This is a genomic window from Paeniglutamicibacter cryotolerans, assembly GCF_014190875.1.
Taxonomy (GTDB): Bacteria; Actinomycetota; Actinomycetes; order Actinomycetales; family Micrococcaceae; genus Paeniglutamicibacter; species Paeniglutamicibacter cryotolerans.
This window is the reverse complement of record NZ_JACHVS010000001.1, coordinates 1471616-1491374: the sequence shown is the minus strand read 5'-3', so window position 1 is coordinate 1491374 and position 19759 is coordinate 1471616. Positions and strand designations below refer to the sequence as shown.

General features: G+C 63.3%; 15 protein-coding genes. 7 read left to right on the top strand and 8 right to left on the bottom strand.

The genetic code is table 11. The annotated features are described in order from the left end of the window. The first annotated feature begins 373 nt into the window (after positions 1-373). On the top strand, positions 374-1603 hold the full coding sequence (locus tag E9229_RS07035) for a hypothetical protein (RefSeq protein ID WP_183510551.1): 1230 nt from the start codon (positions 374-376) through the stop codon (positions 1601-1603). A 22-nt stretch (positions 1604-1625) separates the two neighbouring features. Here the strand turns inward: E9229_RS07035 and E9229_RS07030 are convergent, their stop codons facing one another. The 6 genes from E9229_RS07030 to E9229_RS07005 form a co-directional block, all read right to left on the bottom strand. Further along, entirely contained in the window at positions 1626-2906 is a 1281-nt protein-coding gene (locus E9229_RS07030) for a Y-family DNA polymerase (RefSeq protein ID WP_183510550.1), read from the bottom strand. Continuing rightward, entirely contained in the window at positions 2899-3297 is a 399-nt protein-coding gene (locus tag E9229_RS07025; protein ID WP_183510549.1) for a LexA family protein, read from the bottom strand. The genes E9229_RS07030 and E9229_RS07025 overlap by 8 nt, the downstream gene beginning before the upstream one ends. 101 nt (positions 3298-3398) lie before the next feature. Beyond that, positions 3399-4271 carry a cytochrome c biogenesis CcdA family protein gene (locus E9229_RS07020; RefSeq protein ID WP_183510548.1) on the bottom strand — a complete coding sequence of 291 codons (873 nt, stop codon included), beginning with the start codon at positions 4269-4271 and terminating at the stop codon, positions 3399-3401. An 18-nt stretch (positions 4272-4289) separates the two neighbouring features. Beyond that, a complete protein-coding gene (locus E9229_RS07015; protein ID WP_183510547.1) occupies positions 4290-4973 on the bottom strand; it encodes a DsbA family protein in 684 nt (227 codons plus the stop codon). A 253-nt stretch (positions 4974-5226) separates the two neighbouring features. Beyond that, positions 5227-5643, bottom strand: a complete 417-nt coding sequence (locus tag E9229_RS07010; RefSeq protein WP_183510546.1) for a hypothetical protein — start codon at positions 5641-5643, stop codon at positions 5227-5229. 54 nt (positions 5644-5697) lie between these two features. Then, entirely contained in the window at positions 5698-6417 is a 720-nt protein-coding gene (locus tag E9229_RS07005; protein WP_183510545.1) for an SH3 domain-containing protein, read from the bottom strand. A 442-nt stretch (positions 6418-6859) separates the two neighbouring features. Here E9229_RS07005 and E9229_RS07000 point away from each other — a divergent pair, with 442 nt between their 5' ends. The 5 genes from E9229_RS07000 to E9229_RS06980 all read left to right on the top strand — a co-directional run bounded on the left by E9229_RS07000 (position 6860) and on the right by E9229_RS06980 (position 12554). Next, the gene (locus tag E9229_RS07000; protein WP_183510544.1) at positions 6860-7501 is read left to right on the top strand and encodes a uracil-DNA glycosylase family protein; all 642 of its coding nucleotides are present in this window, start codon (positions 6860-6862) and stop codon (positions 7499-7501) included. Continuing rightward, positions 7437-8327, top strand: coding sequence for an MOSC domain-containing protein (locus E9229_RS06995; RefSeq protein WP_312855621.1), 891 nt, complete (start codon positions 7437-7439; stop codon positions 8325-8327). The genes E9229_RS07000 and E9229_RS06995 overlap by 65 nt, the downstream gene beginning before the upstream one ends. Then, a complete protein-coding gene (locus E9229_RS06990) occupies positions 8324-9277 on the top strand; it encodes a PDR/VanB family oxidoreductase (protein ID WP_183510542.1) in 954 nt (317 codons plus the stop codon). The genes E9229_RS06995 and E9229_RS06990 overlap by 4 nt, the downstream gene beginning before the upstream one ends. A 135-nt stretch (positions 9278-9412) precedes the next feature. Next, positions 9413-11179, top strand: coding sequence for a BCCT family transporter (locus E9229_RS06985; protein WP_183510541.1), 1767 nt, complete (start codon positions 9413-9415; stop codon positions 11177-11179). 130 nt (positions 11180-11309) lie between these two features. Beyond that, positions 11310-12554: an MFS transporter gene (locus E9229_RS06980; RefSeq protein ID WP_183510540.1), complete on the top strand. Its 1245-nt coding sequence runs from the start codon at positions 11310-11312 to the stop codon at positions 12552-12554. Between the two features lie 112 nt (positions 12555-12666). Here E9229_RS06980 and E9229_RS06975 read toward each other — a convergent pair whose 3' ends face one another. Next, positions 12667-13935, bottom strand: a complete 1269-nt coding sequence (locus E9229_RS06975; RefSeq protein WP_183510539.1) for an NAD(P)/FAD-dependent oxidoreductase — start codon at positions 13933-13935, stop codon at positions 12667-12669. 277 nt (positions 13936-14212) lie between these two features. After that, on the bottom strand, positions 14213-15931 hold the full coding sequence (gene ctaD / locus E9229_RS06970; RefSeq protein ID WP_183510538.1) for an aa3-type cytochrome oxidase subunit I: 1719 nt from the start codon (positions 15929-15931) through the stop codon (positions 14213-14215). Between the two features lie 185 nt (positions 15932-16116). Between ctaD and E9229_RS06965 the strand changes: the two genes are divergently transcribed. Then, positions 16117-19449 (top strand): DEAD/DEAH box helicase, encoded by a 3333-nt coding sequence (locus tag E9229_RS06965; protein WP_183510537.1) that lies wholly within the window; start codon positions 16117-16119, stop codon positions 19447-19449. Positions 19450-19759 lie beyond the last annotated feature (310 nt).

The following is a 19759-nucleotide window of genomic DNA, read 5'->3' as shown; positions in this document are numbered from 1 at the left end:
CCAACGTTGTTGCCATGAGCCCGACTGTCCCGGCCCTCCAGGATGGGCGCATCTGCTTGCTCCTGCTCCTTTTGCCTGACGCCGCGCACAGCGGCGTCTTCCTTCCCCAGCCTTGCACACCCGGACCGCCGCGCAAATATCGGAGCAAAGGCACCTGCCACGGTATTTCGACGAAATCAGCGGACCAGACCGGGCAGGTGCCGGCTAGCTGAAAGCCCCTGAATGCGGTCCGGCTGCAGCCCGGTGACCATCCGGATGGATATTTTTCGGTTTCGGGGTTCCATCGGGCCCGCTAAGGAATAGGCTGAACCCACCGTGCAGGCGGCACCCAGGTCCATCCGCTCCTCTCCCCACGCGAACGCGAGGCACCACCATGGAACAGGCAGGCCAGCATGCCAATAGGCAGCCCGTAACCAACGTCGTGTCCATCTGCGGGGTGCTCTTCGAACGTTCGACGAATGCATTGGAATCCGACTTCGTCCACTGGAACGCCGCCACGGGCACGCTTCAGCTGGGTACTGAGGACTGCCGGATCTTGTTGCGGGCGCTCTTCGAAACCTATTCCGAGCAGGCCACGGATCCCCGGGCAACGGACTTGGACCCCGTGTTCCTACATTCTTCGCTCCGTCATCTCGAAGCGACCATGCCCGAGCGGGCCACCGAGCTTGGCCTAGTTGCTTCAGGGTACCTGCGGTTCCTACTGGATACCGGGCAGTGGTCCGGGGACCCCCTGAGCTATGAAGCGGCCCTCGCAGCCGTTTCGTCGAGCAGGCTCCCCGCGCCTGCCGAAGAGTTCGAAGATCCCGCCGGATATGAAATTCGGATTCCGGAGTTGCCCGCCGACCAGCTCGATGCTGCGCTGCTTGATTCGTCCTTTGCCCGGCACTTTACCGATATGGCCCGTTTCATTGCCCCCGGTCGAGATGTCACGAGCACCCTTGTCCTGCGCTTGCGGGACGTGCCCGAGGCGGCCGCCTGTGTGGGCTTGCGAGCTAGGTTGGTGGGCCGATCGATCGAACTCCCGGCCACGCCGCGTTTTCCCGAGCGCAGGGTCGGGTCCATGGGGGCCATCGATGAACTCATGCGGGTCTGGGAACTGTTCCGGGATCTGCCACTGCTCCGTCAATCGCGTACCAGTGTCCGTTGCAATCCGGACGGCATGCTGCTGATCGACGGGCCGCCCGCGGACCGCGCACAACTATTGCGCACTATCGCCACCGCATACTTCCAGAAGTCGATCAGCGGCGAACACCTGCTGATCCTCAGCGACATGATCTCACCGTTCCTGCTCGAGGTGCTGCTCGGCGCGGCCTCCACTGATCCCCCGCTGGCCATCGACGTCTGGAACGGGGACTTTGCCCTTCCAGGGGTTCCCAGTATCCCCTCGGCCTTCCTGGCACAGTTGCTGCGCGAGGAACTGTTGAGGATCCAAGCCGACGGGCTCGTGGACGTCGGTGAGTTCATCACCGTGCCCTGGCACCTGCGACAATGCCTGTCCGACGCGCTGGAGGGGCTGATCTCCGAGGAAACCACACAGTGGGGACGCCCCGGCTCGACCGCTCCCTTGTGGCTGGTCACCGCCCCGGGTACGTCTTCCGTCTGAAGCGGGGAACTGCACCCGCCCGCTATCTGGCAGAAACGACTGGCAGGTCCTCCCATTCGGTGGTGTAGCGCGGAGAAGAGAGCTCCCGCTTCATTGACCATCCCGGCGGTTCGGCCAGACCACCGGCACCGAGACCTATCGCCGTATCTCCGAATTTGGCCCGTACGCTGCCCAACAGCCCGCCCAGGTCCAGCGATTCGCGGTCATCGACAAACGTGTCGAACTGCTCCTGGCCCCGGGCTGGTTCCAGACCACCGAGCATGACACCGGCTCGCACATAGGAGGTTCCTGGCACGATCATCCCGCGCAGCGCCGAAACGGCCAGCCGCGTCAGCACTATCGGATCGCTGGTTGGAGCAGGCAGACGCAACGTCACTGCGGGGAAACTCGCATCGCCGCCGGCGAACCTGCTGGTTCCGGCGCTGACAGTCAGCATCGTGGCGCATTGGCCCCCGGCCGTCAGCCGTGCCGCCCCGCGTTGGGCATAGATCGAGAAGACCTGTCCCATTTCCTCCAGTGTCGTGACGGGAGTCGAGAAGCTGCGCGAAAACATGATCTGTTGCTTGTCCACCCGCTCCTCGGTGTGCGGGATGCAGGCGGTTCCGTTCAATTCGAGCACCGTACGCTGCAAGACCACCGAGAACTTCTTCCTGATCGCCAGCGGGTCGGCCCGCTTCAGGTCGGCGATCGAGACGATGCCCTGGGCCTTGAGCCGGTCTCCGGTACGCGCGCCCACTCCCCACAACCCGGTCACCGGCACCCGCTCCTGGATGGTCTCCACTTGCCCCACCGGCATGGAATCCAGCGAGCAGACACCGCCCATGGCGGCGTTCTGCTTGGCAATGCGGTTGGTGAATTTGGCCAGGGTCTTGGTCGAGGCGATGCCCACGCAGACAGGCACCCCCACTTGCCGCGCCACTGCGGCCCGGATTTCTTCCCCGATCTCACGCAGTTGTCCCTCGGTGCCGGTCAGGCCCAGGAACGACTCGTCGATCGAGTAGACCTCCTGCCAGGTGCCGAAGCGGCCCACGACCTCCATCACCCGGGCACTCATGTCTCCATAGAGTTCGTAGTTGCTGCTGCGCGCCACCAGGTTCCATGCCGCCGCCGAGGGCTTGACCTTGAACCACGGCGTCCCGGTCTCGATACCCAGGTCCTTGGCTTCCTGCGAGCGCGCGACGACGCACCCGTCGTTGTTGGAGAGCACCACCACCGGGCGCCCCTCCAGTGAAGGATCGAAGACCCTCTCACATGAGACGTAGAAGTTGTTCACGTCCACCAGCGCGATGGGGTTCCTAGACATGGTGCAGGCAGCGGGTGACAACACCCCAGATGGTCAGGTCGGCCAGTTCGTCGACGCGCAGCCCGGGGTCTGCGGTCCGGCTGGTTTCCAGGCGGATCCCCTCGACACCAAGCCGGATCCGCCGGATCGACAACTCGCCCTCGAGCACCACGACGACGACTGATCCGTCCTTGGGCGTGAGTGATCGGTCGACGATGATTTCATCTCCGCTGGCGATACCGGAGTCGGCCATGGAGTTTCCCTCGACCCGCATGATGAACGTGCAGGTACGGTCACGGATCAGGTGCCGATTCAGGTCGATTCCACCACTGAAATAGTCCTGCGCCGGAGACGGGAATCCACGCGGAGTGGTGTCGGAAACGGCAGGGATCGGCAGGTTGTTGCCAAACATCCAAGCCACCTTTCCTAGAACATAGATTCTAGATTAGAGCCTACCAGCGGACCCGCAGAGGGTGAGCGCCAAACCCGGCTAGCCCTTTTCCTGACCTAGTCCTATTTCCCTGATGCGGAGCTCGTTTCAGGCTCCGGAGCGGGACCGTTCGCTGCGTTTCCGGATCGGCGAATAGCTTCCCTCAGCCACCAGGCCAACAGCAGGAGCCCCACCAACACGGTCCAGACCCATGCGGGAACGGCCGCATCTAGGTACCGGCCGAAGTTCTCCAGCGAAGCGATCCACGGCGAGGGTAGCAGCTCGGGGACCGATGCCAGGCCGTTGGTGAAGATCATCATCCAACCCACGAGAACCGTAACGGCACCCATCAGCAGCGAAGTGGTGTGAAGCTTCAGCGGGCCCATCGAGAAGCTGCGTCCTCGCATCCATCGGATCGAACCGTGCCCGGCCTTGCGGATCAGCGCGGCGATGATCAGGATCGGGATGACCATGCCGATCCCATAAAGCCCCAGGAGCAGCCCGCCCTTTATCGGGGTTGACGAGGTTAGTGCGAGGGTGAGGATGGCTCCGAGCACCGGCCCGGTGCAGAACCCGGCAACACCCGATACCGCACCCAGGACGAAGGTGCCGAACAGGGATCCGGTCGCGGGTGACGGGCCGCCCCGCGGAAGGAATCGCGAGACATCGAATCCACCACCGAGGGCAGTGATCAAACCTAGGCTGATCAGCACCCACCCCGCCCCTGCAAGCAGTACGCCGCGGTCCACGCTCAACGTTCCACCGAGCCAGCCCAACCCCAGACCAAGCGGCACCAGGGTCAGGAGCAGCCCGGCGAGAAACACCGTGCCGAGGCTCAGCAGTTTGGCCCGTGAAGCGGCGATGTTTGCGAAGAAGGCGGGCAGCAAAAGCGCATTACAGGGACTGAACACCCCGAGCATTCCACCCATGAGGGCGTAGGCAAACCCGACTTCCATGTGGCTGCTGCCTTCCGACTAGCCGGCCAGCTCGTCGTCAATGACCTTGACGAAAGCCTCAAGCGGCTGGGCCCCGACTAGGGGCGTTCCATTGACAAGGAACGTGGGGGTTCCCGTTACGCCGAGCTCTTTTGCCTCGTCGTGGTTCTTCTGGACCAGGGTGGAGGTTTCCTTCGATCCGGCATCGGAGACCAGCTGGTCGTGGTCCACCCCGAGGCTCGCGGCAAGGGCTTTGATCCCCGCTTCGGAAAAGTCCGCGTTCTTGGCGGTACCGCCATCGGCGAAGATCTCGTCGTGGAATTCCTGGTACTTGCCCTGATGGCCCGCTGCGACGGCCAACTCAGCACTTTGGCGTGAGTTTTCACCGAAGAACATGATGTCGCGGTATTCGATTCGTACCTTTCCCGCATCCACATACTGCTGGACGATCGTCGGCAGCGTGTCGTTGGCCCATTTTGCGCAGTAGCCACATTGAAAGTCCGAGTAAGTGACTATCGTGACCGGGGCGTTAATGTCACCCACGGCCGTCGGGTCGTCTGCTTCACGACGTTCGACGTTGATCTTCCGGGGTGCGGCCTCGGCGGCGTCGGGGCTTCCCCCCGGCTGGGCAATGGCAGCAGGCGGGGCCTCCGCGGAACCGGCCGGTGTGGGAATCTGCATGCCGATGATGATGCCGATCAGCAACGCGATGGGGATCGGCATGATCCAAAACCAGGGAATCTTGGGTTTGGCCTGTGGTGCGGGAGCTCCAGACATAAGAGAAACGCGATTTCCTTCCAGCGGGGCAATCGCCACCGGTGGTCCTCGACTCCCTGATAAGAACAAGGGCGTGCCAACAACGATGGTGAAGGGTCTCTAAGACAACGTATCCGAGCGACCGCCCCGAATTGAAATCCGACCCCGGGTGCACACACCACCGTTCCCCCGGGCCGGGACCCACCCCGTACCTCCGAGGCTAGCTGCGGGGAACGGAGCGTTCGATCTCCGCGTGGAAGTGGTCCATGTGCCGTGTGGTCGTGTTCCAGCCGCGTGAAACCTCCAGGTGTTTACCCCAGCCGCCCTTGGAATAGGACCCCCACTGGCCGTCGTACGCAAGCCAGATCCGGTCCCGCCAGATAACGAAACCCACATCCAGTGTCTCGTGGTTGGCCACCAGATATGCGGCAATTTTTTCGCCGGCCTTGATCCCTGCCGCCGAGTTGTAGGCCCTCAGCATGAAGTCCGCGGCGAGTCCGTCGCCGTGGCCGTTGGATCCGTTGCGCACTCCACCGATCCCGGTGAGCGATGTTCCATATCGCTTCTTGACCGCGCTAATCATCGCTTTGGTCTTGGGCTGCAGCGCCTTCAACGGGCGGTATTCGATGGCGGTCAACTGAGTGTTTCTGATCCACCCCGTGGTGCCCTTGGGCGTCCTGATTTTCGACCATCAGTTGGCGGTCTCGATGTAGACCACTTTCTGGTTGGCCGGGATGATTCCAGGGGAGCGATGCATCCTGGAGGCACCGCTGCGCACATGCGAATCGGCCACAGTCCACCGGTGGGTTTTTGAATTACCGATAGCCTTCGCCTCGCTGGTTACCAGCGCCGACTCTTCAATCCAACCTTTCCCCGTGTGGGTCTGGACATAGGACCACTTTCCAACTGTTTTGAGATGCTTGACTTTGACTCCACTGGTCTGGGCCATGAGCCGCTTCGACGTCTTGTTGGCCTTGGCGTAGATGGCCTGGGTACCGTCGCTCCATCGGCTTGAGCCGGCAGCGGGTTTCACTTGGGGTTTTAGTGGCCCCGTTTTCACGACGCCCGGGGTGGTCTTGAGGTACGTTGAACTGACCCAGCCGCCCTTATTGCCGACCGTGACCTGCCACCATTTGCCGCTCGACTTACCGGTTGCGACAACGACGGTTCCCTTTTTCAGGGTAGCCACAGGGTCGTGCTGCGTCCCGGGCTTTACCCGCAGGTTCACGTTTGCCGTGGTCTTGATGGTTGTTGCTGTCTTGGCCGCAGCCGCCAGCGCCCTGCCGGCTGCCTGGGAAGCGGTGGCTGGTAAGGGCGCAGCAGCGTCCACCGGACCCAAGCCGACCCCGGCAAGTCCCGCAGCCAATGCCATCGCCAGCAACCACTGCGGGGCAATTTTTCGGATGCTCATTACTCGGGCCTTCCACGTCTGAGGCTTGCGCATTAGGCCACTGGCCCGGGTCGAGAGTGACTACACACCACGGGACTCTGGCGATTTCCCCAGGCCGTCCCCCGCCCGGCGGGAAGACCCGGACCCCGGGCTGATCGGCGGCTTTCCCGGGGCGCGCTCGGCGGGCGTTCCGAGAAGCTGACAAACATCGATTCCGCGTCGTTGGCCGGCAACAACGTCATTTCTCGGACTTATCGATCCCGCATCCCACATGCCAGCGAAGTGGCGGTTGCCATGCTCCGACCGGCACGGAATCAGTCCACTGGCGCCGCCGCCACGCAACATTTTGACCGCGACGATCCCATCCGAGGGCAATCGGGCATAGGCTCGGAGGGGGACGACTGACACGGCGCCCGCGCCGTCGGCCCCGGCAGGACCAAAACTCCATTCAAAGGACGCCTTCATGCAGCTGATGTCTTCACCCGATTTCGTGCAAGCCCAAATGGGTAAGATCCACGACGAAAATATCGAGCCGGTGACGCAGCTCTGCCTGAAATTGCAGGAAAGCGTCCCGGGTTCCCGCGTTCCGCTCATCGACCCGGTCCACGACCTCGATGAGACCCGCATCATCAGCCTGCAGATTTCCCCGGGGCCAGGCACCAGCTCCGGCTTCCTGTCGCTGCAGAATGATGACCCCACGGCGATCCGTTTGTCTGAGGTCTATGCCTCCGCCGGACTGGATCACAAGTACGGAATGCCGTGGAACGTTCACCCGTGGGATCTGCCCGAGGAGCAGAGCACGGCACTGACCCCCAAGCAGATCAAGACGGGTGTGAAGCCGTTCAAGCAGTTCCTTGAACTCACCTACCGCGTCTCGGCCATCGTCGCCCATGGGACTCAGGCAGTGAACCTGATCAACGACTTCAAAAAGGTCGGTGGCGACCTGATCCTGCGCGAACGTGGAATCAAGGTCTATCCGGTGCGTTCCACCGGCGGTCGCTCCTTCATCGGCTCCGAGGCGAACCAGCAGAAGTGGTTCGATGAAATGGTTGCCGCTTACACCGATGCGATGGGCCGTGCCGGCCTGCGACGCAACGACTCCTGACCCGAGCCAAAAACTAGTGAAGCCGACCCCGCTTGGCCGCATCGATTCCCTCTTCCGATACCCCGTCAAGGGGTTGAGTCCGGAACGGCTCGAGAATGTGGTCCTTGTGGCCGGGCGGGGGTTCCCCGCCGACAGGATTTTTGCCTTGGCCCGCCCCGATGGGCCCTACCGGTCTGGGGCGAGTCAGCTACTGGGCAAAAAGGCGTTTTACGCGCTGGTGACCGAAGAGCGCCTCGCCGGTCTATCGACGCGCCTCGCACCCGGATCCTCAGTGCTTTCCGTGGACGTCCAGGGCCATCGGTTGCTCGACGCCGATCTCTCTACCGAGGCCGGCCGCCACGCCCTCACGGCCCTGCTGGCGAGGGTTCTGGACCTGCCCGGCGGCATTGAACCGGTGGTTGCCTCCGAAGCTGGACTCCGCTTCCCCGACCTGGCCGCGGCCGGCCCCGAGGAAATGCAGGCCGTATCGTTGGTCAATCTGGCCTCGGTGCGCGCACTCGAAGCCAAACTAGGCACCGAAATCGATCCGCTTCGCTTCCGCGCAAACATCTACTTCGACGGCCCCGAGGCCTTTGCCGAGCGAGAATTGCTCGGAAGCACAGTGGAAATCGGAGGGTCCCGACTCGAGGTGTTCGAGGAAACCGTCAGGTGCGCCGCGACCGACGCCAACCCCACTACCGCCAGGCGCGACACACGCATTCCAGCCGCGCTGAAGCAGCATTTCGGACACGCCATCATGGGCTTCTATGCCCACGTGCGCAGCAACGGGACCCTGGCGCCCGGCATGGACATTGCGTTGGAGCATGCCGTGGAGGGAGTCCGATGAGCAAACGGGAAGCCGTATTGCGCCTGTCGGCCAAACGCATGCTCACCGACGTGATCTGTGAATTCGAATTCCGGGCTCCGGACGGATCGGCGCTGCTGCCCTTCGAAGCCGGCGCGCACCTGAACGTCGAGGGGCCCTCCGGGATCCGGCGTAGCTACTCCTTGACCAATGACCCGGAGGAAACCGACCGCTACGTCATTGCCGTGTCCCGGGATGAAGCCGGACGTGGTGGTTCGATGGATCTGGTTGATCACGCGGCACCGGGAACAGATCTGCTCATCACCTGGCCGCGCAACGGCTTCGAGCTGGTTAAGGCCGAACGCTACCTGTTCATTGCCGGCGGCATCGGCATCACACCGATCCGTTCCATGGCCACGGTCGTGACCCGTCGCCCCGGAACGAGCTCGACACTGCTGTATCTGGGCAAGGAGAGATCGAAGATGGCCTACCTCGAAGATCTTCTCCCAACCGACACCCACAGGGTGGACATTCATGCCAGCGCCGAGCGCGGCGGGCGGGCGGACCTGTGGGACTACTTGGCAGTGCCGGATGACGGGTTGCACGTATATTGCTGTGGGCCAGCCCCGTTGATGGAACAGGTGCGGCTTTCGACCGTGCACTGGCGCAGGCGGAATATCCATTTGGAGGACTTCTCCGGGGTCGGCACGGGAGCTGCTGCGGCCGCCCCGTTCACCGCCCGCTGGAATCCCACCGGAAAACTCATCGAGGTCCCGGCGGACCGCACGCTGCTGCATTCTTTGCAAGACGCGGGCATCGAGCTGTCCAGCTCCTGCGAGTCCGGGACCTGCGGTAGCTGTGAGCTGTCACTGCTCTCGGGCGAACCAGACCACCGCGATTTGTATCTGGAGGATCAAGAACGGGCAGGGTCGATCATGCCGTGTGTCTCACGCGCGGTGGCCGGCCCGTTGGTCCTTGACCGAGCTGGATAGCAAGCGGGCCGGAGGACAATGCGCATCCAAACCCCGGCGACACGCCGGGTGAATTCACCATTCGTTTGACTTTTCTCACCCGAGTCATTCCGCCCGAACCCGGCTGACAGCGGAAAATGGGCCTACGCTGGCAAAATGAGTGAGACAAAATCAAAACCTCAAGTCCACCGCTGGGTCTTCTGGCCCGCCGCAATCATCGTGGTGGTTTTCGCTTCGTTCGCAATCATCGTGCCCGATACGGCGCAGGCCCTGTTCGCCGGTATCCAGGGCGCCATCGTCGGCTACTTCAACTGGTACTACGTCTTGCTGGCCACCTCGCTGGTGCTCTTCTGCCTATGGCTCGGATTCGGCCGGTTCGGAGACATCAAGTTGGGCAAGGACGATGATGAGCCGGAGTTCTCCCTCGGTTCCTGGTTCTCCCTGCTCTTCGCAGCCGGCATGGGCATCGGCCTGGTATTCTACGGCGTCAGCGAACCGCTGAGCCACTTTGCGTCCCCCAAACCCGGCGTCACGGGAACGCCGAGCGACCTTGCACAAGCGGCACTGTCCCAGACCTTCCTGCACTGGGGAGTGCATGCCTGGTCCATCTACGTGGTCATCGGCCTAGCCCTGGCCTATGCCATCCACCGTCGCGGCCGCCCGGTCTCCATCCGCTGGACACTCGAACCCCTGCTGGGGCGCCGTGTGCGCGGCGGAGTGGGCAACCTCATCGACGTCGTGGCCTTGGTCGGCACGATCTTCGGCGTGGCAACGTCGCTGGGCCTGGGCGTGCTGCAGATCAGCGCAGGGTTGGAAAGCGCCGGACTCATCACCTCCTCCATGGCCATCGACCTGGTGATCATCATCGTGGTCACTGCCTTCGTACTCGTCTCCGTCCTCTCGGGCGTCGGCAAGGGCATGAAATGGCTCTCCAACACGAACCTGATCCTGGCCGGCGCCTTCCTCGTCTTCCTGCTGGTCGTCGGACCCACCGAGTTCCTGCTGCGCAACTTCGTTCAATCCACCGGCAACTACCTGCAGAGCTTCTTCGGAATGGCTTTCAACGTCAGCGCCTTCTCCGGCGACGCAGGCGAGGCCTGGCAATCCAACTGGACCACGTTCTACTGGGGCTGGTGGATATCTTGGGCCCCGTTCGTGGGCATCTTCATCGCCCGGATCTCAAAGGGCCGCACCGTGCGCCAATTCGTGGCCGGCGTCATCCTGGTCCCCACCTTGATCACGCTGCTGTGGTTCAGCGTGCTGGGAGGCACCGCCCTGTACTCGCAGCTCAATGGGCCCGGCGGCTTGGTCGGCCCCGATGGCACTGTCGATACCGCCGGAGCTCTCTTCTCCACGCTTGCCCAGTTGCCAGCAGGCAGCGTGCTCACCGTCGGCGCGATCATCATGATCGTCATCTTCTTCATCACCTCCGCCGATTCCGGCGCCCTGGTCATGGGAATGCTCGCCAGTGGAGGGGAGGTCGAACCTAAGAATTGGCTGCGCATCTTCTTCACGCTGGCGACCTCTTTGCTGGCCAGCGCACTGCTGCTCTCCGGCGGTCTGGAAGCATTGAAAACGGCGGCCATTATCATTGCCCTACCGTTCAGCGTGGTGCTGATCATGGTCTGCTGGGCCACCTACCGGGCGTTCTCGCGTGAGTCCCGGGCCTACGACAAGGCCAAGCGGATGGCGTTCGTCGACCACATCGGCGACTTCTACGGGTTGGAGGTCGAGGCCCCGAACGAGGACTCGCCGCTATTGAACCTGCGCCAACTCACCGCCAGGCTGCGCGGCAGGATCCCAGTGCGCCACCCCTACCGGATCGACCCGTTCGGCCATCGTCACCAGGCGTCCGACGCGGGTACCCCGCCAATCGCCAAGGATTCGGCGCCGGAAGCCCCGGACGCCGACCCGCAGGCCTAGCCGCTAGCCCTCGCCGGTCCCCACACCGGAGATGGGGCAGTCGCGCGTCATGTAATCGGCCTTCTCCTCACTATCCCGATAGTGTCATGTGACAAGTGATACAGCCATCGTCGCGCAGTGAGGAGGAGGCATGGTCAACAACGCCACCAGCAGGGATTCCGGCAACGCGATCTGGATAGTCGTCGTGTTCACGGGTGTGGTGGCCGCACTGCACATTTGGAAGCTCCCGGCAGCCGTCCCCCTGATCCGGCAACAACTCGACCTGTCCCTCGTAGAGGCCGGCGTCCTGCTGGGCCTGGTCCAGGTTGCCGGCATGCTCGGCGGCCTAGCCATCTCGCTACTCGCCGAGGTCATCGGTCCCCGCCGCTGCCTGATACTCGGGTTGGGATTGCTGATCGGCGGATCCGCGATGGGCGGCTTCTCCCACGATGCGGCGCTGCTCATGTCATCCAGGGTGCTCGAAGGAGCGGGGTTCCTTCTAGTGACGGTCGTGGCCCCCGGGCTGATCCGGTTGCACACCACACCATGGCGGCTCAATACCGCCATGGGTTTCTGGACCGCCTACATGGGGTTCGCGACATTCGTCGGCCTGATCACCACGGCCTTTATCCTGCAAATCGCTTCGTGGCAGACCTGGTGGTTCATCATGGCAGCGGTGACACTGATCCCGATCCCGCTGATCCTGCGCCGCGTTCCGGTGGACGCCCCGGCCGCCCCAGGTGGCGCCGCCACGGCGCTGAAACGCATCGGGATCACGGCCCGTTCCCCCAAGCCGTGGGTGGCAGGCGTGGCCTTCTCCTGCTACACCGTCCAATGGGTGTCTGTCGTCGGTTTCCTTCCCGGGATCTACGAGGCCCAAGGGATCACGGGCATCTGGCCCGGCATTCTTTCTGCAGTGGTGGGCGGGCTGAACGCCGTGGGCAACATCTGCACCGCACCCCTGCTCCAACGAGGGGTCCCGCCGCGGGTCCTCCTGATCAGCGGTTTCACACTTATGGCCGCCAGCTCCACGCTGGCCTTCGCCGTGCCGTGGGAGTCGATCTCCGGCGGACTGGTCTTCCAGGTACTGTGCGTTGCGGTGTTCTCGTTCACCGGTGCAGCCATCCCCGCAACACTGACCCGCATGGCGGTGGATCTGGCCCCGGAGGGCGGTTCGGCACCGGCCGCCATGGGGCTGATGCAGCAGTTGTTCAACCTGGGCAGCTTCGTGGGCCCGACGATCGCGGCGTGGATTGCCACGACCACTGGTGGCTGGCAGTCCACCTGGTGGATGACCTGTGCGTTTACCATGGCCGGCATTTCACTGAGTCTCTGGCTGAGCGAGAAGCGACTCGGCATCAAGTTCGGACAGCAGGCGCCCGCTTCTTCCCGCTAGGCCCCCGATGGAGGCCGCGCTTCCCACCGGGGCCCGCCTTCACGGCACATGGCAACGTCCCGTCGTTCCTTGAGGAATGGCGGGACGTTGCCAGATGGAAACCAGTCGGTATTTAGCGCAGCGGGTTGAAGTGGCGCATCACGGAGGGGGTTGCTTCGCCGCAGATGGAAGCGGCAAGCATCTTGCCGGTGAGCGGGCCCAGGGCAACGCCCCACATCCCGTGGCCGCCAGCAACGTGCACGCGTTGGGAACGTGTGGCACCAATCAGCGGAAGGCCGTCGGTGGTGCAGGGACGGGCACCGACCCATTCCTCCTTGCGTTCCGACCAGTCGATGCCGGTGTAGAGCGGACGGGCCGCCGCGACGATGGCCTCGATGCGGCGCTTTTCCAGCGGGTGGTCGGCGTCACGGAACTCCATGGTTCCGGCAACGCGGAACCGGTCACCCAGCGGAGTGCAGGCCACGCGCTGGGCCGGGAAGTAGAGCGGGTGTGTGGGCATGTTTTCGGGCACCACGGTGAACGAGTAACCGCGGCCCGCCTGGACTACCCGCTTGACGCCGAAGTCCTTGGCAAGCCGGTTGAGCCAGGCGCCGGAGGCGACGACGACGTGGTCGCCGTGCAGTTCACGGCCCTCGGATCCGATGACCTTCACGCCGGAGCCGATGTCGCGGATGTCGGTGACGTTGAACGAACCGATAATCTCCCCACCGCGGGCTCGGACCGATTCTGCCAGCGAGTCCATGAACTTCGGCGGGTTGAGGAAGCGCTGGTTCTTGATCGCGACGCCCGCCACCACCTCGTGGCCCAGCGTGGGTTCCAGGGATCGGATCTCATCGCCGGTCATCAGGTCAAAGTCCACCGTGCCGCCAGTGGCCCGGATACCCTCGAACTCATGCAGCAGACCGTCGCGGTCAGCCAGCGTCTTGAATGCAGTGAGGAACGGGTCGGCGACGACCGTCTTTTCCTTCACGCCAGGTCCGGCATCGGTGGATTCGGCGATTTCGTCGAAGGCATCGAGTCCGGTGGCGCCGATTTCTGAAAAAACGGACATGGCCTCACGCCATTTACCTGGCGTGCAGTGGCGGGCGAAGCCGATGAGGAAGCGCAACAGCTGCGGGTTTGCGGAGAAGGGGATGTAGAGCGGGGACGCCGGGTCGAACATGGTCTTCAGCCCGTATTTCAGCACGGCAGGCTCGCTCAGCGGAAGGGTCAATGCGGGGGTCAGCCAGCCGGCATTTCCCCAGGAAGAACCCGAGGCGACGCCCCCGCGATCCACCACGGTAACCCTCGTGCCGCGCTCTTGCAGGTACCAGGCAGTCGATAGTCCGACGAATCCAGCACCAACGATGACTACATGCTCAGGCGCCTTTGCACTGCCCATGATCCATTGCTCCATTCCGTTAGCTTCAGCCCACTTTGACTACCAACGGTGCCCGGTTGGCGAGTGCGCCGCAACCGGCCCTCGCGAATCGACAGTGAGGCACGACACTTTCGCTCATAAATGGTTGAAAAAACGGCAGAATCAATGAATTAATCACTTTTATTCAGTTTGCACCCGACGTGCTTCAACTTCTAGCCGTCCAATCCGCATCACCATCACTCTTCCGGGCATGATTATAGACCTCGCCAAAGCGACTCGGCGCACTCAGCTCTAATCGTCATTTGTCCCGTTGGTCTGCCGGCCCAAAGATCTTGGCCACCGGGTTGGTCGGGGTCGTGCGCAGGCCCAGTTCGGGGTGGTGCAGGTCCAGTGCCGGGCGTTCGGAGCGGATCCGCGGGATCGTGTGGAAGTTGTGGCGCGGAGGCGGGCACGAGGTGGCCCACTCGAGCGAGGCACCGAAGCCCCACGGATCATCCACGGTGACCTTCTTGCCGTCGCGTGCCGTCTTCCACACGTTCCAGAAGAACGGAATCATGGACAGGCCCAGGATGAAGGCGAACACGGTCGAGAACTGGTTCATGAGCGTGAAACCGTCTTCGGGCATGTAGTCCGCGTAACGACGCGGCATGCCGATGACGCCCAGCCAGTGCTGGATCAGGAAGGTGCCGTGGAAGCCGACAAACAGCATCCAGAAGTGGATCTTGCCCAGGCGTTCGTTGAGCATCTTGCCGGTCCACTTCGGCCACCAGAAGTAGAATCCGGCGAACATGGCGAACACGACTGTACCGAAGACCACGTAGTGGAAGTGGGCTACCACGAAGTAGGTATCCGAGACGTGGATATCCAGCGGCGGAGCCGAAAGGATGATGCCGGTCAGGCCGCCGAAGAGGAAGGTGACCAGGAAGCCCAGGCTCCAGAGCATGGGGGTCTCGAACGTGATCGAGCCGCGCCAGAGCGTGCCGATCCAGTTGAAGAACTTCACGCCCGTCGGAACCGCGATCAGCATCGTCATGAAGCTGAAAAACGGGAGCATGACCTGACCGGTGGCGTACATGTGGTGAGCCCACACCGAAATGGACAGCGCCGCGATGGAGATCGTCGCGAAGATCAGGCCCTTGTAGCCGAACATCGGCTTGCGGCTGAAGACCGGGAAGATTTCCGACACGATGCCGAAGAACGGCAGCGCGATGATGTAGACCTCGGGGTGACCGAAGAACCAGAACAGGTGTTGCCACAGGATGGGTCCACCGGCCGCCGGATCGTAGATATGGGCTCCGAACCGCCGGTCGGCACCCAGTGCGAACAGTGCGGCGGCCAGCGGCGGGAACGCCATGATGACCATGATGGCGGTGATGAGCGTGTTCCAAGTGAAGATCGGCATGCGCCACATGGTCAGGCCCGGTGCGCGCAGGCAGATGACCGTGGTGATGAAGTTGACTGAGCCCAGGATGGTGCCGAAGCCCGAGAGGGCCAGGCCGAAGACCCAGAGATCACCACCGACGCCCGGGGTGAAGGTGGTATTAGCAAGCGGTGCATAGGCGAACCAGCCGAACGATGCTGCACCCTGGGGGGTCAGGTAGCCGGAGACCGCGATCGTCGAGCCGAACAGGAAGAACCAGAAGGCCAGTGCATTCAGTCGCGGGAAGGCGACGTCTGGTGCGCCGAGCTGCAGCGGCATGATGACGTTGGCGAAACCCGCGAACAGCGGGGTTGCAAACATCAGCAGCATGATGGTGCCGTGCATGGTGAACAGCTGGTTGTACTGCTCCTTCGTCTGCAGGATCTGCATGCCCGGCTCGAAGAGCTCGGCACGCATCAAAAGCGCCATCACACCGCCCAGACAGAAAAAGGTAAAGGAAGCGATCAGGTACATGTACCCGATGATCTTGTGGTCCGTGGAGGTGATCCAGTTGACGATGATGCGCCCCTTGGAAATTGGCACCGTGGGCGCTGACCCGAGGGTCGTCTCTTCAGTTGCATATTCGTAAGTAGCCACGTCGTCCCCTGTTTTCTTCAAGATCCAAAGCGGAAAGCCGACACCCAGACCCAACGGCCATCCCCCGGAAGCATGCTCAATGAATGACAAACTCCCCCCAAGCATGCTCCCGAAGTGCCAAAGGGGCCAGACCCTGGCCATTCTGGGTTGCGGTGGGGCACTACGCACTCCGGTAGAATCCGTGTATGCCTTCATTGCCTTCGCAGCCACAACTTGGTGCGCTTCAAATCCGGAATTTCGTTGGAGCCGACACCTACCAGCGGGGCATTGAATACACGGCCCACAAGCGGGTCCTTGAAAACATCTGGGACCCACAAGCCCGGCAATTGCGCGGAAAGATCGTCGGCAACGCCGAAGTCCCCTATTCGGCGATTGTCACATTCACCAAGGGCGAGTTCCCCGAACCGGTCATCTCGGCGTGCAGCTGCCCGGTACGGCAGCGCTGCAAGCACATTGCCGCACTGCTGCTGGCCTACGTGGTCATCCCGCAGGAAACGGTGTTGGCGATCGGGCAGGTCAAGGCACCTCCCCCCTGGCAACGGAAGATCGCCGCGCTGCTGGAGGAAAACGAGGCCCCGACCACTCCCTCCCCGCTGGGCGTGCAGTTCGAACTGGTCGAGACGAACAAGAACCGCAAGAAGTCGCCGGTGATGCTGGGCCTGCGCCCAGTCACCCTGAACGACAAGGGCCGTTGGGTCTATGCCGGACTGAAATGGGGCGCGTTCCGCACCTCCGAGGACCGCGGCTACTACTACGCCTACGACCACCAGTCGGAGGACTTCAGCGAAGCACAGAATCAGTGGATGAAGGACTTCTACACGCTCCAGCAGAGCGGCTACGCGGATACCATCATCTACCTCGAGCATTTCGGCAGCCCGCTGCTCTGGGACATGCTGGGCAAGGCCAAGGACTCGGGCATCGTCCTGCGTGCGGCGGGCAAGGGGCAGAAGCTCGATTTTCACCAGCCGGTCACGCTGGGCATTGACGCACTCGATAACGACGGGAAGATCCGCCTCCAACCCGCCGTCACCGGTGCCGTCCTCTCCCCGGATGCCCGGCTGCACATCATCGGCAGCCCGGGGCACGGGCTGCTCTGGTACGACGGGGACGAGGACATCGCACTGCGAGAACGCTCCCTGCATCTGGCCCCTGCGGCCGAACCCTTCTCCCCGGTCGCCGCCCGACTGCTGGCAGCCGGAAAACCCGTCGACATCCCGCGCAACGGGCGCACCGACTTCCTCGAGTCGTTCGCCCCCGAGCTGGTGCGCCGGGCCGCCGTCGCGTCACCTGATGGTTCGGTTCAGCTCCCGGCCCACGAGCCACCGCGGCTGCGCCTGACCGCCACCCATTTCCGGCAAAAAGCACTACGCAAAAACCCCGATGTGCACGGCATCCGACTCTCCTGGACCTGGGACTACACGCTCAACGGAAACATCACGTCCGCCGCGCTGCCCACCGACACGCAGTCGTTCCGGGAACCGGACACCGAATCGGCGATCCTGCACGAGGTGTCCGCAGCGCTCAAGGACTTCTCCGCCGCCTGGGAAACCAGCTTCCCGCGGCCGCTGCTCTCGATCCCCGGAAGCAGCGCTCCGGTCGAGCTGCACAACGTCGCCGGAGCCCGCTTTGCCGCCGATGCGCTGCCGCTGCTGGCAGCGCTGGACCGGGTCACCCTGATCGAGGAGGGCGACGCGCTTGACTACGTCGAGCTGACCGAAGCCCCCGAAATCAAGGTCACCGCATCGGACTCCGACAGTACCGACTGGTTCGACCTGGGAGTGACGGTCACGCTCGGCGGAACCGAGGTCCCCTTCGACGAGTTGTTCATGGCGCTGGCCCACGGCGAGGAATTCCTGATGCTGGAGAACGGCAACTACCTCTCGCTGCAGTGGCCCGAATACCAGCAGCTGCGCAGGCTCATCGAGGAGGCCCGTTCGCTGCAGGACCGCGATGCTACGACGCTGAGCATCAGCAGGCACCAGGCCACGCTCTGGGAGGACCTCGCAGAGCTGGCCACCACTGCCGAACAATCGCAGGGCTGGCAGGACTCCGTATCGGGCCTGCTCGACATCTCCTCGGTATCTCGCGCCGAGGTGCCCGCCGAGCTGGATGCCACGCTGCGCCCCTATCAGCAGGCGGGCTTCGAATGGCTCGCCTTCCTGCATGACAACGGACTCGGTGGCGTGCTGGCCGATGACATGGGCCTGGGCAAGACGGTGCAGGCCCTCGCGCTGATCTGCCACGCCCACAACACGGCGAAGGCGCAGGGCCGCACCCAGCTGCCTTACCTGGTGATCGCCCCGACCTCGGTGGTACCGAACTGGGCCAGCGAAACCAGGCGCTTCGCCCCGCACCTGCGCGTGAGCGCCATGACCGAGACACTTTCGCGCAACGACACCGATTTGGCCGGCCTGCTCGCCGGATCGGACATCGTCATCGCCTCCTACGGCCTGTTCCGGCTCGACTTCGAGGAGTACAACAAGGCGGACTGGGCCGGGCTGATCCTGGACGAGGCCCAGTTCGTGAAGAACCCGGCAACCATCGCCAGCAAGCAGGCCCGCACCTTCCGCGCCCCGTTCAAGCTGGCCATCACCGGCACCCCCATGGAAAACAACCTGATGGAGCTGTGGTCGCTCTTCTCCATCGCCTCCCCCGGGCTCTTCCCGAACGCGAAGAACTTCGAGGAGCTCTACCGCAAGCCCATCGAAAAGGACGGCGACAAGGCCAGGCTGGCCCAGCTGCGCCGCCGCATCAAGCCGCTGATCATGCGCCGCACCAAGGAAGTCGTTGCCACCGACCTGCCGCCGAAGCAGGAGCAGGTCCTGGAGCTCACGCTCTCCCCCAAACACCGGGTCATCTACCAGCGCCACCTGCAGCGCGAGCGCCAGAAGGTGCTGGGCATGCTCGAGGACCTGGACAAGAACCGGTTCACGATCTTCCGCTCGCTGACCATGCTGCGCCAGCTGGCACTGGACCCCTCGCTGGTCGACGAGGCCTATGCCGGCGTCCCCTCGAGCAAGCTCGACGCCCTGATGGAACAGCTCGAGGACCTGGTCGCCGAGGACCACCGCGCGCTGATCTTCAGCCAGTTCACCTCGTTCCTGGGCAAGGCGGCCGAACGCCTCGACGCGGCGGGCATCGAATACGCCTACCTGGACGGGTCGACCACCAACCGCGGCAGGGTCATCGACTCGTTCCGCGAGGGTACGGCCCCGGTGTTCCTGATCAGCCTCAAGGCCGGTGGATTCGGCCTGAACCTCACCGAGGCCGACTACTGCTTCCTGCTCGATCCGTGGTGGAACCCCGCCTCGGAGAACCAGGCGGTGGACCGGGCGCACCGCATCGGCCAGACCAAGAACGTGATGGTCTACCGGCTCGTTGCCAAGGACACGATCGAGGAGAAGGTCATGGCATTGAAGGAGAAGAAGGCCAGGCTGTTTGCCTCGGTGATGGACGACGACGCCGAATTCGGCTCGGCGCTGAGCGTGGACGACGTGCGCGGGCTGTTCGAGGACTAGCCGCCGCGACCCGGCGAATCGCAGGCCGAGTAGCGCGGTCAGTACGGATCCGGGTGGGGCGCATCCTTCATAGAGCCGCCCGTTGCGGCTGCCCGGCACCAGGGAGAGGTAGCAGGCTCACCGCCGAGCTGATCCCGTCAGAGAGCGGAACGCCGGGGCCCGAGGGAGTCTCCATGCCCCGAGCATCGGCCGTCGCGGCTCAGATTGCCGGTCATCTCCAAAGGTTTACACAGCGTTGACTCAGCTGCCGCGATTATCGTTTTAGTTACCTCATGAAGGTGCGAGACTCATGATGGTGCGAGTGATGAGT